Here is a 19,702-nt window from a genome sequence, read left to right on the forward strand (position 1 = left end):
GGTATCCTCTCGGCGCTCGGTTCGCTCGACACGAGGGAGCGGCCGCGGAGCGCCCCGGAGCCGCGTGACGGACGGCCACGGCGGAGCCGGCGCCGTCGGGCCGGCCGACCTGCTGGGCGCCGGAGAGCCGACAATGCCGCGGGCCCCCTGGAAGCCGCGCAGCGGGAGGGCGCGCAGGCGGCTCGCGGAGCAGGGCATGAGGCGGATCACGTGCGGCGGTGGACAGCGGCTGTGCGGCGGCCTAGGGGAAGACATGGAGAAGAGGCCGAGGGAGCGTGCGAGATGGCTGTGGGCGGCGTGGGCGCTCACGGCGGGCGGGTGTGCGATGCTCGCGGGGCTGGAGGACGGCTATTACGTGGTGGAAGGAGGCAGCGGCGGGACCGGGACCGGTGGGGAAGCCGGCGGCACGGTGACGGGGACCGGTGGGGATGCTGGCGCCGGAGGAGAGGCCGGTGGCACGGCGACGGGGACCGGAGGCGGCGCGGGCACCGGAGGAGAGACCGGCGGCGGAACCGGCGGCGGAACCGGTGGCAGCGGCGGTGGCGCAGAGTGCACGCCAGGGGGAACGGAGTGCGTGGGGCAGACGTGCGTGGAGGGGAAGTGCATCGGCGAGTGCGGCCCGGAGGACGTGCGGTGCTCGGAGAACCGGCCGCAGCGGTGCGGTGAGCGCGGGGCGTGGGAGGACGCGGCGCCGTGTCCTGCGGGAGCGCGCGTGTGCAGCCGAGGGGCGTGCGTGACACCGCCGAGCTGTGTCGGGCTGGCTGAGACGTGCGGGCCAGCGGGCAACGAGAGCTGCTGTGCGAGCGCGGAGGCGGTGCCCGGGGGCACGTTCAACCGAGGCAACGATCCAGCATATCCGGCGACGGTGAACGGGTTCTTGCTGGATCGGTTCGAGGTGACGGTGGGGCGGTTTCGAAGGTTCGTGGAGGCGTACCCCGGGAGCATGCCGGCGGCGGGAGCAGGGCGACACCCGTTGATCGACGGGAGCGGGTGGGATACGCGCTGGGACGGCAACCTGCCTGCGGATGCGGCGGCGTTGACGGCGGCCGTGAAGTGCAACTCGACCTACCAGACGTGGCGGGCTACGAACGAAGGAACCGAGCATCTGCCCATGAACTGCCTGAGCTGGTACGTGGCGTTCGCATTCTGCGCGTGGGATGGGGCGCGGTTGCCGACGGAGGCGGAGTGGAACTACGCGGCGGCCGGAGGGAGCGAGCAGCGGGAGTATCCATGGTCGAATCCGGCAGCCTCGACCACCATCGATGGAAGTCATGCCGTATATGAATGCACCGGGGACGGGTCAGCGTCCGGAGCGTGTGTGTTCAGTGATCTCCAGCCCGTGGGGTCGCGATCGACGAGGGGAGATGGAAGGTGGGGGCAGGCGAACCTGGCCGGGAGCATGTACGAGTGGGTGTTGGACTGGTACACGACGTACTCCGACGAATGCAACGATTGCGCCAACACGATCTCTGCCTCGTTCCGGGTGCTCCGGGGCGGGGGCTTCACCGATGATGCATCGCTCCTGCTCTCGTCCGCTCGCAGCAACCTCGTCCCGTCGTTCCGCTACAGCTACATCGGTGCCCGGTGCGCGAGGACACCGTAGCGACATGACACGAATATTGCTTATCACGACACTTCGTTTGAAGCTTGATCCTTGAACCCTTGTTCAAGCAACGATCCCCGCCGATGGCGGGCGATAGCCGCCGTAACGCGGAGAACCTGGGGTCCGGGGGCGGAGCCCCCGGCCCGGCTGCAGCACCGGTCATCGCCGTCCGCATGGAAACGCTGCTCGCCTGGGTCGCCGAGCGCGTCGCCAAGTTCCCCCGCGATCACCGCTTCACCGTCGGCGACCGCCTCCTCCACGCGTGCCTCGACGTCACCGAGAGCCTCATCGAGGCCTCCTACCGCCGCGACAAGCGCGCCGACCTCGCCGCCGCCTCGCGCGGCCTCGTCCGCGCCCGCGCGGCGCGTAGCCGCCCGGGGTCGTCATCGAAGACCAGCAGGTCGTCGCAGTATCTCACGAAGGAGCCGATCCCGAGGTGCGAGCCGAGGAGGTGGTCCACGGGTGTCAGCACCACGTTCGCCCAGATCTGCGACGTCAGGTTGCCGATCGGCAAGCCATGGGGTCGCGTGAGCGGCGCGAAGAGGTCGTCGCCCGGGAAGTAGAACCGCGTCCTCTCGACGTACGCGGGCGCGTCCAGGATGCGCTCGGTGATGGCCCACCACGCCTGGGGCGTGCGCAGGCGCAGCATCATGGCGGATCTCGCTCGCGACGGTCGATGGATAACGGGCCTCCTGACTCCTTGACGCCGCCCGGCCGGCGCGCGAGCCTCGTACCGTGTCGGTCATACTTGCGGAGGGGACCGTCTTCGCGCGCCGCTACCACGTCGTGCGCCTCATCGCCGCCGGCGCCATGGGGGCGGTCCACGAGGTGGTCCACCTCGAGACCGAACGCCGCCGGGCGCTCAAGGTGATGCACCCGCACCTCTTCCAGAGCGGCGAGATGCGCGAACGCTTCAAGCGCGAGGCGCGCATCGCAGGGAAGGTCGAGAGCGAGCACATCGTCGACGTCTCCGACGCGGGCGTCGACGAGGCGACGGGGACGCCCTTCCTGGTCATGGAGCTGCTCCGCGGCGAGGAGCTCGGCGAGCGCATCAAGCGCGCCGGCCGCCTGCCGCCCGCCGAGGCGGTGACCTACCTCTACCAGATGGCGCTGGCCCTCGAGCGGACGCACGCGGTGTCGATCGTGCACCGCGACCTCAAGCCCGCGAACATCTTCCTGTCGCAGCGGGAGGACGGCTCGGTCCGCGTGAAGATCCTCGACTTCGGCATCGCCAAGCTCGTCGCCGAAGGCGCGACCGCGGCCGGCGCTACCAGCAGCCTCGGCACGCCGATCTACATGCCCCCCGAGCAGTTCCACGGCGGCACGAAGCTCACCGCCGCCGCGGACATCTTCGCGCTCGGCATGATGGCCTATACGCTACTCGTGGGCATACCCTACTGGCACCCGGAGGCGAGCAGCGCCGACGGCGTGTTCGCGTTCGCGATGATCGCAATCCATGGACCTCGGGAATCGCCGGTGCAGCGGGCGCGCTCGCACGGCGTGGCGTTGCCGCCGGGCTTCGATGCGTGGTTCGCCCGGGCCACGGCGGTCGACCCGGCGGCGCGGTTCCGCCGGGCCCTGGAGGCGGTACACGCCCTGGGCGAGGTGCTCTGCGTCCCGGTGGGCGGCGACCGGGGGACGTTCCCCAGCGCGCCGTCCTGGCCCGGGGTGATGCCCGCCGCCACGGGGCTGCCCTCCGCGGTCGCGACAGCGGAGCCCGCGCCGGCGAGGAGCCCGGGCCCGGAGCGCGACGCGCGCTCGCAGGGCCTGGCGCTCGCGGGGACGTCGACCGGGGCAGCGGTGTCCGCCCTGCCAGCACGCTCCGGGGTGCCCGGCCGAGCGTCGCTCGCCGCGGTGGCCTTGCTGGGGCTCGGTGTGCTGCTGGGCGGCTGGCTCGCGCTGCGCGGCGCGGGCGGGGGCGATCCTGTCGCGGCGCCGGACGCCGCGAGCGCGGCAGCGCCGGAAACGACCGCAGCGGCAACGCCGGAGCTGCGCCCCGCAGGCCCGGAAACGACCGTCGCGGCGCAGGACACGACCGCCGCAGCGCCAGCACCAACCCCCACGGTCGCTCCGAGCGCCGCGGCTCCGAGCGCGCCGTCTTCGACGGCGGTGAAAACCGGCATGACGTCCGCTCCAGCTGCGCCTGCGGGCACGACGTCACGGGACACGGCGGTCAAACCGTCGCCGACCGGACCCAGACCCCCTCCGGTCAACAAGAAGCCGCCCCCGCCGCAGCCGACATCGACCTCCCCTTTCGGGCGGTATTGAGCGGCATCTCCGCCGCGACGCCGCCTCGCGCCCCACGCGCGCGGAGGGCGGCCTGGTCCGTCCCCGAGAGGTCCGCACGTCGTCACAAGCGCACAGAACGAGCGCACAAAGACCCGCTCATCTCTCCTTCCCGCCTCGCCGCTCTCATGTTCACATCCGTCCACACTCCGCGCCTGCTCTCGCGCGGGTCCCGATCTCTCCTCACCTGCTGAGTGCCAGAACATGCCCCCTTGGTTCCGCCGCTCCACGCATCTCCTCGCCATCGCCGGGCTGCTCTCCCTCTCTGCTCCTGCTGCGGCGCAGGACATCGCGGCCGCCGATGCGCTCTTCGAACGAGGCTTCGCCGACATGCAGGCGGGCCGCTACGAGACGGGCTGCAAGGCCCTCGCTGAGAGCCTGCGCCTCGACCCTCAGCCCGGCACGCTCTTCACGCTGGCGTCGTGCGAGGCGGAGTGGGGCCGCATCGCCACCGCGGCGACGCGCTTCGGAGAGTACCTTGCGCTGTTCGAGCGGCTCACGCCGGAGCAGAGGATCCGTCAGGGCAAGCGGCCGGAGCTCGCGAGACAGAAGCGCCAGCAGCTCGCGCCGCGGATCCCGAAGCTCGCGCTCTCGCTGCCGCCGCACGCGCCGACCGGCACCGTGGTGATGCGCGACGGCATCGCGCTGGGCGAGGCCGCGCTGGGCATCGCGCTGCCGGTGGACCCGGGAGAGCACCTGGTGTCGATCAAGACGCCGGGAGGGCCCGTCCGGGAACAACGCATCACCCTCGTCGAGGGCGAGGCGAAGGAGCTCACGCTGGAGCTGAAGGAAACGCCTCCCCCGGCAGCGCCCGCGCCGCCTCCGGCGCCCTCGCAGCTGGCGGCGCCCCCGCCCGACCCAGCACCTGCGCCGGCCGAACCGGACGCGCCGGCGGTCCCGGCCGGACGCCGGGCGGCCGTCTACGTGACGGGCGCGGTCGGCGCGGCGGGGTTCCTGCTGGGCGGTATCCTGGGCGCGCTCGTGTTCGACAAGAAGGGCGTCATCGCGGAGCACTGCGGCAGCGGGATCCAGGTCACGGATCGGAAGGCCTGTGACCCGACAGGGTACGACGCCGCGACAAGCGCGGACGCGATGGCCCGGGTAAGCACCATCGCCTTCGGGGTGGGGCTGGCCGGGCTCGGGGCGGCGGCGGTGCTGTACTGGACCGAGCCGAAGCCCACCGCCCCGGCGGCCGGCGCGCGCCCGAGGTGGATCAGCGCAGGGGTGCTGGAGGCAGGGCCGGCGGGGGCGACGTTCGGCGCGAGAGGGCGTTTCTGAGGCTGGCCGTTGCGCCTCCGAGGCGCCTCGTCCCAGGACTTTCCGTCCCCACGCTGATCCGGCCACCTCGTGCATGCGCCGCGTCGGCATCGTTCCGGGAGGGGGCTCCCCGGCCGCGCCTCACCCGTCAATACAGCACGAAAAAGGATGCCTGCGGGTCTGACTCTTCCGCGGTCAGATCCGGGAAGTCGGCGAGTATCTCCTCCATGGTCATGCCAGAGGCCAGATACTCCAGGACGTCAGTGACCGTGATCCGCAGGCCGCGCACACACGGCTTGCCGCCACGCTTGCCCGGATCCATGGTGTTCAACCGCTGGTCATCCATGGGAGAAGATAGCCGTCGGCCTGCACCCGCTCGAGCCGGACCTCGGGCGCGTCCTGCCATGCAGCGGCACCAGCCGTGACGCGCAACGTCTCCTCCGCGAACCGGCCCAGCTTTCCCACGCGGCTTCGATACCAGCGCTCCAGGAGGAGCGCACTTCGAACAACCGCTATCCATGGCAGATAAAGAGAGATGGGCGCACCGGGCTGCGTGTAATCACGCGAGGCCGCGTGTTCTGCTCAGCGAACAGCTCGCCACACGTCGGGTTCGGGGCAGCCTTGGCGCACTCCACTCAGAAGATAACCTCGCTCAGCTCGCGCCCGCGCCGCTGGCCGCGCGCTCCCGAGAGCGTCAGACACGGCGCGACGGTGCAATTCGGGAGGCACGCATCGCCGATGCGACGCAGCTGCTCGCTGACCAAACGCGAGCACGGGCGCGCGGCGCGGTGGACAGCGCCCGTGCGGCGGCTGTAGGAGTAAATATGCTCAGCAGGCGCGCCGGGTGGTGGTGGGCGGCATCGACCTTCCTGGCCAGCGGCTGTACGGCGCTCCTGGGGCTGGACAAGGACTATCACCCGCTGGATGGCGCGGGCGGCGGCGACGCAAGCTCGGGCGGCGGCGACGCAAGCTCGGGCCGCGGCGGCGGCGACAATGGCACCGGCGCCGGCACCGGAGCGTGCACGCCCGGCGATGCGCGGTGCTCGGACAACCGACCAGAGCAATGCAACGACCGCGGCCAGTGGGACGCCCCGGAGCCGTGCCCTGCGGAGGCGCCCGTGTGCAGCGGAGGGGCGTGCACGACACCGCCGAGCTGCGAAGGGCTGCCAGCGACGTGCGGGTCGGGCGCCGACGAGGGCTGCTGCGCGAGCGCGCTGGTGCCGGGGGGGACGTTCAACCGCGGCAACGATCCTGCGTATCCAGCGACGGTGAGCGACTTCCGGCTGGATCGCTTCGAGGTGACGGTGGGGAGGTTCCGGAAGTTCGTGGAGGCGTACCCCGGGAGCCGGCCCGCGGCCGATGCGGGAGCGCACCCGGACATCCAGGCGAGCGGGTGGAACCCGGCCTGGAACGGCGAGCTGCCCCCGGACGCGGCGGCGCTGCGAGCCGCGGTGACGTGCACTCCAGACAACCCGGACATGCGCACGTGGACGGAGGAGCCCGGCGCCCAGGAGCACCTGCCGATGAACTGCGTGAGCTGGTACGTCGCCTTCGCGTTCTGCGCCTGGGACGGGGGCCGGTTCCCCACGGAAGCCGAGTGGAACTACGCGGCGGCCGGAGGGGACGAGCAAAGGCAGTATCCGTGGTCGAACCCGCCGGAGTCGACGACCATCGACGCGAGCTACGCATCCTATGATTGCAGGGAGAGCGCAGCGCCCGGCTGCACGTTCCAGAGCGACTTCGGCGACATCGCGCCCTCCGGGTCCCGCTCGCCGAGGGGCGACGGGCGGTGGGCGCAGGCGGATCTCGGCGGGAGCATGCGGGAGTGGATGCTGGATGGATACGGGACCTACCCGGCGGAATGCGTCGATTGCGCCAACCTGACGGACACCTCGAGCCGGGTGGTCCGCGGCGGGAGCACCTTCGGCGCGCCGAGCTATCTGTTGACGTCCGCGCGGGTCAGCGTGGCGCCGTCAGCCCCCTACTACAGCCTCGGCGTGCGGTGCGCGAGGACGCCCTAGAGGGCCGCGCTCAGCCGAAGAAATCGAACGCCGTCCCGGCGCCCCGCTCGCGCGCGGCGGCGTAGACGACGCGCGCGAGCGCCACGTCCTGGATCGCGAGGCCGGTCGAGTCGAACACCGTGATGGCCGCGTCTCCGCGCCCCGCGAGCTTGCCCGCGACGACCTCGCCGATCGTCCCCTGGATGTGCTCGCGGTGCAGCGCGCCCGCGTGCAGCGGCACGTTGACCTCGCCGCTCTCGGTCGCCTGCGCCCAGTCGTCGATGATCACGCGCGCGTCCCGGAGGATCTCCGGATCGAGCTCCTGCTTACCGGGCGCGTCGGCGCCCATCGCGTTGATGTGCGCCCCTGGGCGGACCCACGCGCGCTGCACGACCGGCGCGCGCGCGGGCGTGGAGGTGCAGAGGATGTCGCAGCCGGAGGCCTCCTCCACCGAGACGGCGCGCCCGCCCGCCTCGGCCGCGAACCGCTCGCTCGCCTCGCGCGACACGTCCGCGGTGAGCACCTCCAGCTGAGCGCCGTAGACGGCGCGGTGGGCGTCGAGCAGGAAGCGCGCCTGCACGCCGCAGCCGATGAAGCCGAGCGTCCTCGGGTTGGGCCGCGCGAGGAGCTTCGACGCGATCGCCGCCGCCGCGCCGGTCCGCACCGCCGTGAGGCGGGTCGCGTCCATCACGGCGAGGGGCGACACCGTGGCCGGATCGCTGAGGATGTAGAGCCCCATGACGGACGGCAGGCCGAAGCGCGCCGGGTTCTTCGGGTGCGAATTGACCCACTTCACCCCAGCCGCGCCGTCGGCGTAGGCCGGCATCGCACGGAGATCCCCGTCGTGGGCCGGCAGCCCCAGGTACACCTTCGGCGGCATCGCGGCCTCGCCGCGGCCGTGCGCCGCGAACGCCGCCTCCACGGCGGTGATGGCCGCGTCCATGGCGAGAAGGGAGACCACATCGGACTGGGACAGGAGCAATGTTTTCTCGGACTTCATCGGGCGCGACCGTACGCGAGGCCGAAAGCGAGCGCACGCGTCCCGGCGGCGGGCAGGTGTGCTCGCATGCTCCGCGCACCGCCTTCGTGCGCCCTCTTTCCGCGAAAGGGACGCCTGGCCTGCTCGGATCTGGCAGCCGGGAGCGGCCGGTCACGGAACGCCGGCGACATGAACCGGGGGGTTGGCAGGCGAAGCCATTGCGCTGAAGATGGCGAAGCTGCGCCGTGGGGTGAGGTGCACCTCGCGTCTTGACGATCTCTCTTCTGGTGGAGCGAGTGGATGAACGTACGACTCGTTGCAGGTCTCTTTGTGCTCGCGTTCTCGGCGATCGCCGGATGCGGCGATGATGAAGGCGAAGGTGGCAAGGGCGGCGCCGGCGGCGCCGGCGGGAGCGGCGGCAGCGGCGCCGGCGCGTCGGACGCGACAAGCACGGGCAGCAGCGGCGGCGCCGAGCCCACCGGCACCGGCGGCTCCGGCGGCGCCGAGCCCACCGGCACCGGCGGCTCCGGCGGCGCCGAGCCCACCGGCACCGGCGGCTCCGGCGGCGCCGAGCCCACCGGCACCGGCGGCTCCGGTGGAGGGACGTCCGCCGGCCATGGCGCGGCGTGCACCTACGACGCGGCGTGCGCCGGTGAGTACTGCATCACGGAGACCGACTGGGGCTGGCCGGCCGGGGCCTGCGCGAGCCTCTGCGATCCCGCCGTGGGCGCCTGTTCCGACGGCGCCGTCTGTGTCGATTTCGGCGAGTCGCTCGGCCTGTGCATCCTTCGTTGCAGCACGACCGACGAGTGCCGCGATGGCTACAGGTGCAGCGACATCGGCGGCGAGATCACGGCGTGCATCCCGGGGTGCACCGTGAACTCGCAGTGCGCGGATCTCGGCGTGTGCGACAGGCTCGACGGCGTCTGCAAGCTGGGCGAGGCCGACTGCGCCGACGGCGAGGACGACGAGGGCGACGGCCAGATCGATTGCGCGGACAGCGACTGCGCCGCGACCTGCGGCCCGCTCGTCGACGCAGCCTGCGCGGGCGCGACGCCGGTGACGACGACGACGATCGAGGGCGACACGTCGAGCGGCACGCGCGCGCTCAAAGGCAGCTGCACCGGCGACGGGCCGGAGGAGCTCCACCTGTTCACGCCGCCCGCGGGCCAGTCGGGCACGCTCCTCGTCGTGCTCCAGTCGGAGAGCAACCACGGCCTCTATACCCGCACGGCGTGCGCGAATGCTTCCACCGAGCTCGCGTGCGCGGATGAGCACGCCGCCTCGGACGCCGCGCCCGAGGAGGAGTCGTTCGCGCTCGTCGTGCGCGAGGGCCAGGCGGTGCCGATCGTCGTCGACGCCCGAACGCGCGCCGACGCAGGGCCGTACACGCTGGAGCTCGTGTTCTCTCCGGCCACCTGCGGCGATCGGATCGTCAGCGCGCCCGAGGAGTGCGACGACGGCAACACGGTCGACGGCGACGGCTGCTCCGCCGCGTGCACCGCGGAGCTCGACGACGTCTGCGAGGACGCGTCCGTGGCCGTCCTGGGCGACAACCGGGGCGACACGACGGGCGGCACGGTGCTGTTCGCGGGCAGCTGCATCCGCCCCAACACGCCGGAGAGGATCCACTCGTTCACGCCGCCGAGCGCCGGCAGGCTCAGGCTGGTGCTGTCCTCCGCGACAGATCAGGGCATGTACGTGCGGACGGGCTGCACGGGCCCCGAGCTGGCGTGCATCGACGCCGTGCTCGGAGGCCGCGATGAGACGCTTACGGTCAGCGTCCAGGGCGGCGTGCCCCTGCTCATCTTCGTCGACACGGACAGCCAGAGGAACGCTGGGCCTTACACGCTCAACCTCTCCTTCACCCCCTCTCCCTGAGCTCCGGCGCCGCCGCGCGGCGCGACCGAGCGCCCTCCGGACGGGGCGGATGAGGTACGCTGCGCGCGTGCTTGCCGCCCCGCCTTCCGCCCAGCCGCCTCGCCGCACGCGCCTGCTCGCCGCCGCGTTGCTGACCGCGTGCGCCTGCCAGCCGACCTCCGCGCCGCCGGCCCGCGCCTTCCAGGACGCCCCGCCGCTCCCCGGCGCGCCCGGCGTCGCAACGCCGTCGCCGCACGACGCCACCCCGGCCCCGCAGCCCGCGCCGTCGACCGCGGGCGACGGCGCGTCGGGCGCGGGCGCCGGCGCGGCGCGCGCGACGCTCGACAGCAGGTCCCCCGTCAAGCTCGCGCCTCCGCCGTTCAGCCAGGCGCTCTTCCGGCCCGCGCCGGCCGGAGGCTCCGCCGCGCCGCGCCTCGTGAAGGTCGCCGAGCGGAAGAACGAGATCACGGACGGGGCAGCGTGGTTCACCACGAACGGCCTCTCCCTGCCGACGCTGCAGGTGCCGAGCGCGGCCGCGGGCGGCGCGAGCGGCGCCCGCCCCCTCCCCTCCTTCGTTCCCGAGGGCTACCGCGATCAAGCGCTCGTCAAGGCCATCGATCACGGCGACCACATCGCGCTGTTCTACGGCCCAGACTTCGCCGAAGCGCGCTTCGTCGCGATCCTCGACGCGGCGCACGAGGTCGTCGCCTTCTTCGACTTCGACAGCTTCCTCACGCCGCCCGAGTTCGCGCCCAAGGAAGCCGCGTTCGTGCGGGGCCACGTCGGCTGGGCCGTGGTCAAGGACGGCGTGCTCTACGTCTCGTCGGGACACAGGACGTATGCGGCCTCGTCGAAGGGCAAGAACGCCTACCTCTCGGCCATCGATCTCGCCTCTGGGCAGCTCCTCTGGCAGAGCGCGCCGCTCGTCTGCAACGCCGAGAACTTCGTCCTGCGCGGAGATCATCTCCTCTGCGGATACGGCTTCACGGCCGAGCCGGACTTCCTCTATGTCCTCGAGCGCGCCACCGGCAAGGTGGTCTCGAAGCTCCCGCTGAAGAGCGGACCTGAGTTCCTTGTCGAGAAGGACGGCAAGCTCTTCGTCCGCACCTACGACACGGATTACGTCTTCGAGATCCGCTGAAGCGGCGCTCGGGGGGCGGCCGGCGCGCCCGCTGACGGCGGGGGCCGGCACGCCGCGATCCGAGGGCTCCGCGGTACCTGCAGCTGCGGTCATCCACCCCGCGCTTCGCGCCGAGGATGTCCAGCGCCCCGGAACGGCCCGGGAGCGGGCGCTATGCCCCAGGGCGCCCACGGCTCCTCCGAGGGCGAGGCGAGGTGGCGCCGCGAGATCTCGCCCTCGTGCTCGCTCCCCTGTCGTTCCTCGGCGCCGGCGCGACGACGCGCCGTGCGCACCTGCTCCCGATCGGCACGGCATCTCGGCACGGCGGGCGGGGGCCCTCGCATCGCTCGGCGCGATGGCCCGCCCGCCGCAGCGGCCGCCCCTCGCTGCCTTCCATGGAAGAGCTCGCTCGCCGAGCGTCGACACGCCTTCCTGGACCGGACAGGCGTGTAGAACGCGATGAAATGCAACGGAATGACGCAAGACGCCCCGGGTGTCGCAGATTGCCCCAGGAGAGCACGCTCGTCGCTCCTCGCCCACGCCGCCCGCGCCAGCCTGGAGATCCACGAGGAACGCAAGAAGCTGCTCCTGTCGCGCAGAGCTTGCGCCGCCCCGGCCGCGCCCGGCGTCGCTCGAGCGCGAAACTCGCCGCCATCGGGCTGCCGCACGGCTGAGCGACCATGGCAGCGAACTTGCTACCTGCTCACTTCAAGCACACACGAGGTGTTACCTCACAGTTCCGGAGCGGCGCGCGTTCCGGGAGTCCAAGCGACGCAGGATGAAAAGGAGCGAGCATGCAAGTGGAGCTCACCTTCCGGCACATCGATAAAAGCCCCTCGCTCGAGGAGCTGATCCGCGAGCAAGCGAACAAGATCCAGCGCTTCAACGACCACATCAACAGCTGCGCCGTGGTCGTCGAGCGCGAACACGCGAGCCAGGGCACGGGCGGAGAGTACCGCGTGCGCGTCGACCTCCACGTGGCCGGCAAGCACGAGATCGTGAGCGAGGAGCGGGCCGCCAGGAACCTGCTGCCCACGGCGGTGCGCGACGTGTTCCACCGCGCTGGTCGCCAGCTGAAGAAGCTCGCGAGCGAGCAGCGGAGCGAGGTGAAGGCCCACCCGGCGCAGGACACCGCCGGCGTCATCACGAAGCTGTTCAACGACCACGGGTTCATCAGGACGATCGAGGGTCGGGAGATCTATTTCCACGAGCGAAGCATCGTATCGGCGCCGTTCTCCGAGCTGAAGATCGGCATGGGCGTCGCCTACACGGAAGAGGACGGCGACGACGGGCCTCAGGCGAGCACGGTGCGGGTCGTGGACGCGCGCGGCGGCAACCGCGGCCGCGAGGAGATACCCACGCTCAGCTAGGCCGAGCCAAGAGAGCGCGGGGCTCGTGCGCGCGGCGCCGGCCCTGCCGCTCCCTCGTTCGCCCTGCGGGCGGCTATATCGTCGTATCGCGCAGCCACGGCGGGAGAGGCGACCGCCGCGGCGTCGGGGCCATCGGGGGCTCGGCCGGCGGCGTCGCGATCTCCTCCATCTCGTCCTGTGCAGGCACCGCGTCCCCGTCCCGGGGAGGATCTGGCTGCGGCTGCGCCCTCTGCCGCCTCGTCTCCCACGCCTCGCGCTGCCGCTCCAGGTCGTCGATCCGGTCGGAGGCCTCGTCGAGCTTGCGCTCGAGCCAGCCCACGCGCGCGGATTCACGCCTCAGCTCCGAGAGCGCCGCCCTGAGCTCGTGATCTCTCGAGCGGAGGGCGGCCCTCGCCCGCTCGCGCTCGCTCTCGGCTTGCTCGATCCGCGCCGACAGGCGCTCGCGGTCGATCTCGAGCCCGGTGATCTCGCGCTCCATGGCGCTCTTCGACTGCTCGTAGCGCACGTCGGCCTCGGCCTTCGCCGCCGACGCGGCCTGGGCCGCGCGCCGCGCCCGGAGCTCGGCGTGCTCGGCCAGGCGCTTCGCCTCGTTCATCGACTCCTTGGCGGAGTTGGCGCTCTTCGCGTCGTCGCTCGCCCTCATCGCCAGGGCGAGCGCCTCCTCGGTCGCGCGCTGCGCCTCGCTCATCTTCGCGAGCGCCTCCTGCGCCGAAGCGTTCGCGGCCGCCTCGAGGCGGCTGTGCTCCCGCGCGGCGCGCTCGGCGGCCTCGGCCGTCTTCCGCGCTCGCGCCGCGTGCATCCAGAACACGGTGGTCGTCGCGACCATGCCCATCAGCACGACCACGCCGAGGGCGAGGAGCCCCCGCGTGAGGCGCTCGCGGCGCGCCTCCGCCGCGACGGCGGCGTCGAGGAAGGTGCGCTCCAGAACGGTGAGATCGTCGATGTCCCGGGCCCAGGCGGACAGCTCGTGCAGCGCCTTGCCGCGAGGCAAGAGCTTCGGCGCCTTGCCGCCGAGGACCCACCTAGAGAGCGCCTCGTCGAGCTCCTTCTTCGCCCGACCGAGCCGGTGGAGCGCGCTCGCCACCTCCGTCATGCGCGGCCGCGCCTCGGGCTCGAACGACAGCACCCGGTGGACGAGGGCGACGAGATCGGGCGGCGTGGAAGCGCTCATCGGGGGCGGCCATGCCCCGCTCGGCGCGTCGGGCGTCCGCCCCTCGAGCAGCTCATAGAGGATGACGCCGAGGGAGTAGACATCCGCCTTGACGTCGACGCTCCCGGAGTGGCGCTCCTGCTCCGGCGCCATGTAGCTCCTCGTCCCGAGGCCCCACACGCCCTCTTGCGTGAACGGCATCGTGGGCTGTCCCGCGCCCTCGCTGTGCGGCGCGGCCTCGATCGACGCGCGCGACCCCCGCGCCACCGCGGAGGAGGCCGCCTCGGGCGGGCCCTCGACCGACGCGGGGTGGATCGCGGACCTGCGGATGCTCACGAGGGGGAGGCTCCTGAGCGCGTCGTCCTCGCGCGCGTCGCTCTCTGAGGTTGCGCCCGCGGCGCTCGCGGTGCCCGCCGCGAGCGCGGGGCCGTTCGTGGTGGCCACCGTCGGCGCCTGCCGCGTCGAGAGCTCCGTGCGGATCGTGGGCACGGACGCGGGCGCGATGGATCCCCTCCCCTCCAGCTCCAGCACCTCGGGGAGACCGCCCCAGAGCACCTTCGCGATGCCGAAATCGAGGATCTTGACGCGGCTGCCCCCGGGCGCGAGCTCGTCGTCGACCACCATGATGTTCTCCGGCTTCAGATCGCGGTGGACGACCTTCGACGCGTGGGCCGCGGCCATGGCCGAGGCGATCTGGTAGCCGAGGCGCACGACCTGCCGCGGTCGATCCGCGGGCGGCGCCGCCTGCACCCAGTCGCGCAGCCCCCGCCCGTCGAGGTGCTCCATCACGATGTAGGGCGAGCCGTCCTCGAGCTCGCCGGAGTCGAAGACACGGACGATGCCCGGGTGGTTGATGATGTTGACGGCGATCGCCTCCTGCCGGAAGCGGGCCACGACGTCCGGCCGGCGGGCGTAGTCGCCGAGCAGCACCTTGATCGCCGCCCGCGCCCGCGTCTTCGGGTGCCGCGCCCGGAACACCCGCCCCATCCCGCCGCGGCCGAGCTCGCCTTCGATGAGCCAGCCGCGCAGGACCGCGGGGAACGGCGCGAGCTCGTCCTCGATGCGGTCGGAGGCCGGGCGCATCTCCATGCCCGACCATCCTGCACCTGCCCGCCCGGCGGCGGAAGCCCCGACGCGCGCCGGCGCGCCTGACCCTCGACCGTGGGACGGGGTCATGGACGCGCCGGCGCGCGGGGCTCGGGTCATCCCGCGCTCGCGCAGTAGCCTGCCCACACCTCCGGGATACGCCGCTCGCTCAGGCCCAGGACGGGCGCCGGCGGCAGCCACTTCGGCTTCACCGGGGCGCGGAGCAGCTTCATGCCGGCCTGCTCCGGCGTCCGGCCCCGCTTCATCGTGTTGCACGCGTAGCAGGACGCGACGATGTTGTCCCAGACGGTCCTGCCGCCCTGCACGCGCGGGACGACGTGGTCGTAGTTGAGCTCGCGGGCCTCCTTCTTCACGCCGCAGTACTGGCAGCGGAAGCCGTCGCGCAGGAGGACGTTGACCCTCGAGAACCTCACGCCGCGCTTCATCCCCAGCGTCGGCCGCTTCAGCCGCACCACCGCGGGTGCCTTGATGGAGAGCGACGGCGACCGGATGTCGTCGTCGTATTCCTCGATGACCTCCACCTTGCCCAGAAAGCTCATCGTGACAGCGGTCTGCCACGAGATGACCTTATGGGGCACCATCCATGGCGTCAAAAGCAGCGTCTGCGCGGTCATGGCCCACCTCTCTAGCGTCTCTTTCTCTTCATGATGTCACTCCACGTCACGTGCGATGAGATAGAATTGGCAGGCTCGCTCGCTCGGGCGCGGGCTCCCGAAGTAGCACGCAGGCGAGCGGAGCGGCCCGGTGTCCCCAGCGGGATTCGAACCCGCGTCTCCGGAGCGAAAATCCGGCCGCCTGAGCCTCTAGCAAGATGGGGACATGGTCACGTAACCACGCAATAGCGACCACCGGCCGCGGGAGCTCCCGGCTCCGCGGCGTCGCGGGCGCGGTCCTCTCCCGAGGCGCGGCTCTCGTGGCTGGAGCGGTGGAGGAGAATCGAACTCCCGTCGCGAGCTTGGCACGCTCGCACTCTACCATTGAGCTACCACCGCAGGTTCATGATGAAAAAAGGAGGCGGGCCGCCGGGCGCCGCGCGCGCCCGCACGATGTGCGGCACGCCGGCCGGCGGCCCGCCTCGGCGCCGAGAAGAACGAACGGGCAAGGGGCGCTGTGGGGGCTCAGGGTAAGGTGATAACCCACGAGCTTCGGCCCGTCCGGTGGAGCGACGAGGGGTCGAACCTCGATCCCTGCCGTGCGAGGGCAGTGTTCTCCCGGTTGAACTATCACCCCGCTTCAGCGAGTCGACCCTCGCGTCAGATCTTCATTGTCATCTCCTTCTCCATTGGCTCCATTGGACGGCTGTCCGCCGATTTCGTTGAGCCAGGCTCGCTCTTTTTTGGAGGGAGCCGGGCTTGCAGCAATCGAAGCGTCTCGCGGGAGCTCTGTAGAGCTCTCGAGGCGCCCCCGAGGAGGATCGAACTCCCCTCACCTGATCGACAATCAGGCTGCCTCACCAGATGCATACGAGGGCAACACGGCGCCGCCGGCGGGATTCGAACCCGCGACATCCTAGGGAATGATAACCGTCCTCCTTCGGCCCGGGTCGGGCAAGCGGGCGGAGAACGGTATAGGTGCTCTACCAGACTGAGCTACAGCGGCAAGGTCGGGATCCGAGAACCGTCGTCCCTCGGCCCGGGTCGGGCAATGGGCGGACAACGGAGGGCGGGATCCCGGCGCCCCCGGCGGGACTCGAACCCGCATCGACCGGCTTCGTAGGCCGGCCCCTGTCCATTCGGGCTCGGGGGCAGCTCCTGGGAGCCGGACGCTGGCGTCGAACCGCACCCGGCGTCGGACGGACGGGCCGGCGGAGCCCGTCCGTCACGCTTTCTGTCACGAGGTATCCCGGGTGAAATCCGCCATCACCTGGGGGGCCGCCCCGTCGAACCCCACGACATCGAGCATGCCGGGGTCCGTCGGGTCGGCGATCGAGAAGCCGGTCGACGTCATGCCGACGACGACAAGCTTCGCCGGTCGGCCCATCGCCTGCCGGTAGTCCCTGAGCGCCTGAAACGGGTGAACGCCGCCCGCCCAGGTCTCGTTGTCCGTGTAAATGACGAACGAGTCGACCTCCACCCGGTTCCGCTTCGCCCAGATCATCGGCAGCGCGCAGTCGGTGCCGCCGAAGGGAAGGCCCTCCACCGCGCGCAGCACGTCATCGAGCCGCTGCTCCGGCGAGATCGACAGCGGCAAGAGGCCGGAGACTCCCCCGCCCCACTTGCCGCCGTACCCGCCCGACGCCGCCGAGAAGCCGACCACGCTGTACTCGCGCTCGATCCTCGCCGTCGCCATGGCCATGGCCGCGCTCGCCACGCGCGGCGTCAGGCCGGGGACACCAGCGATGTTGCCGCTGGTCATGGATCCGGAGATGTCGAGCGCCAGGAGGTGCTTCTTCCTTGTCGGCTCGACCGCCCGGAACGCGAGGTAGAACGCCTCGTTCAGCGCGTCGACGATCTCGCGGACCGGGGTCCACGAGAGCGCGTTGGCGCGCCGGCGCGCGCGCTCGCCGTGGCCCTGCTCGTAGACCTTGAGAGCCGAGAGCACGGCGACGGGGTGGACCCGCGCCGCGGCCAGGCGGCCGGCGTCGGTGAGCTGTTGCGCCACCCTGCGGGACGCGTCGCTCATCGGCGAGAGCACGTCGATCGCGGTCATCTTCCCCAGGTTCCGGATGAGCGCGGTCTGCGGCATGTGCTCGAGCAGCGCCTCCCAGACCGCGGGGTCGTTCTTCCACTCGGTCTGGAGCATCTCGTGCGTGAAGCGATGCTGCCTGATCAGCGCGGTGACCTGCTTCCGGTTCGTCGCCGCGCGGAGCGACTCGAACGCGCGCACCGCGTCCGGCAGCTCCCCCGGGGGCAGCGCCTTGCCACGCGCCGACTCCTTGCCGAGCGCCTCGATACCGCCGACGATCCAGCGGTACAGGGCGTCGTGCTGCGGGGTCGGCGCGACCGGATGCGCGAGCCGCAGGAGATCGCGGTGGCTGAACCCGTCGCGCTGCTGGTACTTGATCGCCTGATACGCGACCCTGTCGACCGGCTTGCCGTTGTACCAGGCAGCGACGGCGGACCGGAGCCCGCGCCCCCACTTGCGGAAACCCCGCACGTCGCGGGCGAAGTGGAAGAGATCCGTCCCCGTGCGGCATACCTCGGGCAAGGCCGCGAGGGCAGCCTTCCGGGTCTCGATCTTCGGGTCGGCCGAGGCCATCGCGAGCGCGAAGATCGCAGGCGCGTTCTTCGGCGCTCGCCCCGAGCCGCTGATGTCGACGATGCGCTGCACGGCGCGGGGCCCGTCCGCGGCGAGGCAGGCCTCGACGGCGCGGGCGTTCTCCACGGTGAGCTTCCGCTCGCTCGCATAGTAGGTCCCCCCCTCCGCGCCGAGGATGAGCCAGCGGTCGAGCCTCGCCCACTCGTCGAGGGCGAAGGCGAAGCCACCGGCGCTGTTCTTCGCCTGATCGGCGCGGGCCTTGTGCCGCTGCGGGGTGACCAGCGCGGCAAAGTGCTTCAGATAATTGGCCATGACACCACCTCCGGCCCGAGAGCCCGGGCAAACGAGGACGGATAAGCGGCGCGCTCGGAGGATCTCCCAAAGATAACCGAGCGCGATCGACCCGTCCTGGGTGGGCGTACGGGGATCGAACCCGTCTTCGCAGGGTCACAACCTGCCCTCTTCACCAGAAGAGTAACACCCACGCAAGCTATCGTCGGGATGGCCGGATTCGAACCGGCGGATCTCCTCACCCCAGATGAGGCGCCTCTCCACTGGGCTACATCCCGGAGCGCCTGCCCACGGCAGGCGCCCACGGCCCCCCGGGCCCGGAGGCGAGCCCGAGCCTCGCGTGAACAAGGCGGGCCCTGACCTCCGAGCGCCGGGGGCGCGGCTCCGGCGGGAGGGATCGAACCTCCAACCCTCCGCTTAACAGGCGGACGCTCTACCATTGAGCTACACCGGAACATGGAGGCGCAGCGCGCCTCCATCTACATCGTACATCCTGGTTGTCACAGAACGAGCGACCCCCCCGCAGAGGGATCCACGAGAGCGCATCGGCGATCTCTGCGCTCTCACGCCGCGCTCGCCGGCATTTCACGCCGAGCGGTGCGCCGGGTGGACCCGAGAGGAATCGAACCTCCAGCCGTCCGCTTAAGAAGCGGCTGCTCTATCCATTTGAGCTACGGGTCCGCACGGAGGGCGCACCTCCGCATCGCCTGCCACGCGGGCAGGCCATCATCCTCTGAAGAGCTCGAACCTCCGCGTCGAAAGAGCGGATGATCTACAGCCGCTCGGGCCATCCCTCGCCCGGAGCGGGCGTACACGAATCCCGATCGCGCCCCCGCGAGCGCGCACCATGGCCCCCGAACGTCATTCGTTATCGATTCGAATGCTTCCAGCGCACTCTCTACCGCGCCTCCTTTCCATGGGCGCAATTCCCCCCTGCCGCAGCGCGCGACGACCTCGCACGCGCGGCAAGCAAGACAATCCCTCTCCTCGACGAGCCTGCAGCCCGCACCCCACAGCGGACCCGAAGCCCACAAGGGAGCCACGGCCCACAGCGGGCCTGCAGCCCACAACGGGCCTCCAGCTCACGAGCCCCAAAACGCCGAAGGCCGCCTGGGTTTCCCGAGGCGGCCTTCGCGAACGTCGTGGATCGACGCGTGCTTAGCTGCCTCTAGGCGCTATTCTCCGGGGTACCGAGCTTCCGCGACGGGCGGAGGCCGCAGGCGTGTCCGGGGTCGTGCGCCAAGGAATCGTCACCCAGCAGATGCTCCCATGCCACGATCGCTTCAGGCGTTCCCGCCTTGGGCTGGTTGGCGATGAGCTGCATGTCGTCGTGGCGGCTGAACATAACGAATCCTTGTGTGCCGGATAAGTACTCCCCTTGGACGGGCTGTGCAACCGAAAAGTTCCTGGAGTCGATTCTTTTTATTCTCCGCGCTCGATACCGGGGCTCTCCGGGCCGCAGCGCGGATCAGCGCAATCAG

The 19,702-nt window shown here is 71.4% G+C and carries 15 protein-coding genes and 10 tRNA genes; 7 read left to right on the forward strand and 18 right to left on the reverse strand.

Going from position 1 to position 19,702, the window contains the following annotated elements; translation table 11 throughout:
* Positions 1-253: 253 nt before the first annotated feature.
* Entirely contained in the window at positions 254-1,603 is a 1,350-nt protein-coding gene (locus WMF17_RS28650) for a formylglycine-generating enzyme family protein (protein ID WP_437644236.1), read from the forward strand.
* 298 nt (positions 1,604-1,901) lie between these two features.
* On the opposite strand, the gene WMF17_RS28655 is transcribed toward WMF17_RS28650, so the two are convergent.
* Complete coding sequence (locus WMF17_RS28655; protein WP_437644237.1) at positions 1,902-2,255, reverse strand: RNA-directed DNA polymerase; 354 nt, start codon at positions 2,253-2,255, stop codon at positions 1,902-1,904.
* Positions 2,256-2,338: 83 nt separating this feature from the next.
* On the opposite strand from WMF17_RS28655, the gene WMF17_RS28660 reads away from it, so the two are divergent.
* Positions 2,339-3,871: a serine/threonine-protein kinase gene (locus WMF17_RS28660; protein ID WP_437644238.1), complete on the forward strand. Its 1,533-nt coding sequence runs from the start codon at positions 2,339-2,341 to the stop codon at positions 3,869-3,871.
* A gap of 222 nt (positions 3,872-4,093) precedes the next feature.
* The gene (locus WMF17_RS28665; protein ID WP_437644239.1) at positions 4,094-5,167 is read left to right on the forward strand and encodes a hypothetical protein; all 1,074 of its coding nucleotides are present in this window, start codon (positions 4,094-4,096) and stop codon (positions 5,165-5,167) included.
* Positions 5,168-5,294: 127 nt separating this feature from the next.
* Here WMF17_RS28665 and WMF17_RS28670 read toward each other — a convergent pair whose 3' ends face one another.
* Together WMF17_RS28670 and WMF17_RS28675 are read right to left on the reverse strand one after the other, a co-directional pair.
* A complete protein-coding gene (locus WMF17_RS28670; protein WP_437644240.1) occupies positions 5,295-5,492 on the reverse strand; it encodes a DUF433 domain-containing protein in 198 nt (65 codons plus the stop codon).
* Positions 5,474-5,611 (reverse strand): hypothetical protein, encoded by a 138-nt coding sequence (locus WMF17_RS28675; RefSeq protein WP_437644241.1) that lies wholly within the window; start codon positions 5,609-5,611, stop codon positions 5,474-5,476. The genes WMF17_RS28670 and WMF17_RS28675 overlap by 19 nt, the downstream gene beginning before the upstream one ends.
* A gap of 359 nt (positions 5,612-5,970) precedes the next feature.
* Between WMF17_RS28675 and WMF17_RS28680 the strand changes: the two genes are divergently transcribed.
* Positions 5,971-7,167 (forward strand): formylglycine-generating enzyme family protein, encoded by a 1,197-nt coding sequence (locus WMF17_RS28680; RefSeq protein WP_437644242.1) that lies wholly within the window; start codon positions 5,971-5,973, stop codon positions 7,165-7,167.
* A 10-nt stretch (positions 7,168-7,177) separates the two neighbouring features.
* Here the strand turns inward: WMF17_RS28680 and WMF17_RS28685 are convergent, their stop codons facing one another.
* The gene (locus WMF17_RS28685; RefSeq protein ID WP_437644243.1) at positions 7,178-8,146 is read right to left on the reverse strand and encodes an ornithine cyclodeaminase family protein; all 969 of its coding nucleotides are present in this window, start codon (positions 8,144-8,146) and stop codon (positions 7,178-7,180) included.
* A gap of 279 nt (positions 8,147-8,425) precedes the next feature.
* On the opposite strand from WMF17_RS28685, the gene WMF17_RS28690 reads away from it, so the two are divergent.
* The 3 genes from WMF17_RS28690 (at position 8,426) to WMF17_RS28700 (ending at position 12,475) form a co-directional block, all read left to right on the forward strand.
* Positions 8,426-10,006 carry a DUF4215 domain-containing protein gene (locus WMF17_RS28690; protein ID WP_437644244.1) on the forward strand — a complete coding sequence of 527 codons (1,581 nt, stop codon included), beginning with the start codon at positions 8,426-8,428 and terminating at the stop codon, positions 10,004-10,006.
* Positions 10,007-10,073: 67 nt separating this feature from the next.
* Positions 10,074-11,126, forward strand: coding sequence for a hypothetical protein (locus WMF17_RS28695; RefSeq protein WP_437644245.1), 1,053 nt, complete (start codon positions 10,074-10,076; stop codon positions 11,124-11,126).
* 773 nt (positions 11,127-11,899) lie between these two features.
* A complete protein-coding gene (locus tag WMF17_RS28700; protein ID WP_437596361.1) occupies positions 11,900-12,475 on the forward strand; it encodes an HPF/RaiA family ribosome-associated protein in 576 nt (191 codons plus the stop codon).
* A gap of 73 nt (positions 12,476-12,548) precedes the next feature.
* Here WMF17_RS28700 and WMF17_RS28705 read toward each other — a convergent pair whose 3' ends face one another.
* The 14 genes from WMF17_RS28705 to WMF17_RS28770 form a co-directional block, all read right to left on the reverse strand.
* Complete coding sequence (locus WMF17_RS28705; RefSeq protein ID WP_437596362.1) at positions 12,549-14,714, reverse strand: protein kinase domain-containing protein; 2,166 nt, start codon at positions 14,712-14,714, stop codon at positions 12,549-12,551.
* 113 nt (positions 14,715-14,827) lie between these two features.
* Positions 14,828-15,346: an HNH endonuclease gene (locus WMF17_RS28710; protein ID WP_437596363.1), complete on the reverse strand. Its 519-nt coding sequence runs from the start codon at positions 15,344-15,346 to the stop codon at positions 14,828-14,830.
* A 131-nt stretch (positions 15,347-15,477) separates the two neighbouring features.
* A tRNA-Glu gene (locus WMF17_RS28715) sits at positions 15,478-15,551 on the reverse strand.
* Positions 15,552-15,650: 99 nt separating this feature from the next.
* Positions 15,651-15,724: transfer RNA gene (locus WMF17_RS28720), tRNA-Gly, on the reverse strand.
* A 166-nt stretch (positions 15,725-15,890) separates the two neighbouring features.
* Positions 15,891-15,962 (reverse strand) — tRNA-Ala (locus WMF17_RS28725).
* A 169-nt stretch (positions 15,963-16,131) separates the two neighbouring features.
* Positions 16,132-16,203, reverse strand: a tRNA-Asp gene (locus tag WMF17_RS28730).
* A 7-nt stretch (positions 16,204-16,210) separates the two neighbouring features.
* Positions 16,211-16,331: transfer RNA gene (locus WMF17_RS28735), tRNA-OTHER, on the reverse strand.
* A 75-nt stretch (positions 16,332-16,406) separates the two neighbouring features.
* Positions 16,407-16,478, reverse strand: a tRNA-Arg gene (locus tag WMF17_RS28740).
* A gap of 84 nt (positions 16,479-16,562) precedes the next feature.
* Positions 16,563-18,242 (reverse strand): TROVE domain-containing protein, encoded by a 1,680-nt coding sequence (locus WMF17_RS28745; protein WP_437644246.1) that lies wholly within the window; start codon positions 18,240-18,242, stop codon positions 16,563-16,565.
* A 97-nt stretch (positions 18,243-18,339) separates the two neighbouring features.
* A tRNA-His gene (locus tag WMF17_RS28750) sits at positions 18,340-18,414 on the reverse strand.
* 12 nt (positions 18,415-18,426) lie between these two features.
* Positions 18,427-18,499, reverse strand: a tRNA-Pro gene (locus WMF17_RS28755).
* Positions 18,500-18,603: 104 nt separating this feature from the next.
* Positions 18,604-18,675 (reverse strand) — tRNA-Asn (locus WMF17_RS28760).
* 153 nt (positions 18,676-18,828) lie between these two features.
* Positions 18,829-18,902 (reverse strand) — tRNA-Lys (locus WMF17_RS28765).
* Between the two features lie 487 nt (positions 18,903-19,389).
* The gene (locus WMF17_RS28770; RefSeq protein ID WP_437596365.1) at positions 19,390-19,566 is read right to left on the reverse strand and encodes a hypothetical protein; all 177 of its coding nucleotides are present in this window, start codon (positions 19,564-19,566) and stop codon (positions 19,390-19,392) included.
* Positions 19,567-19,702 lie beyond the last annotated feature (136 nt).

This window comes from Sorangium sp. So ce362 (assembly GCF_051519845.1).
Taxonomy (GTDB): Bacteria; Myxococcota_A; Polyangia; order Polyangiales; family Polyangiaceae; genus Sorangium.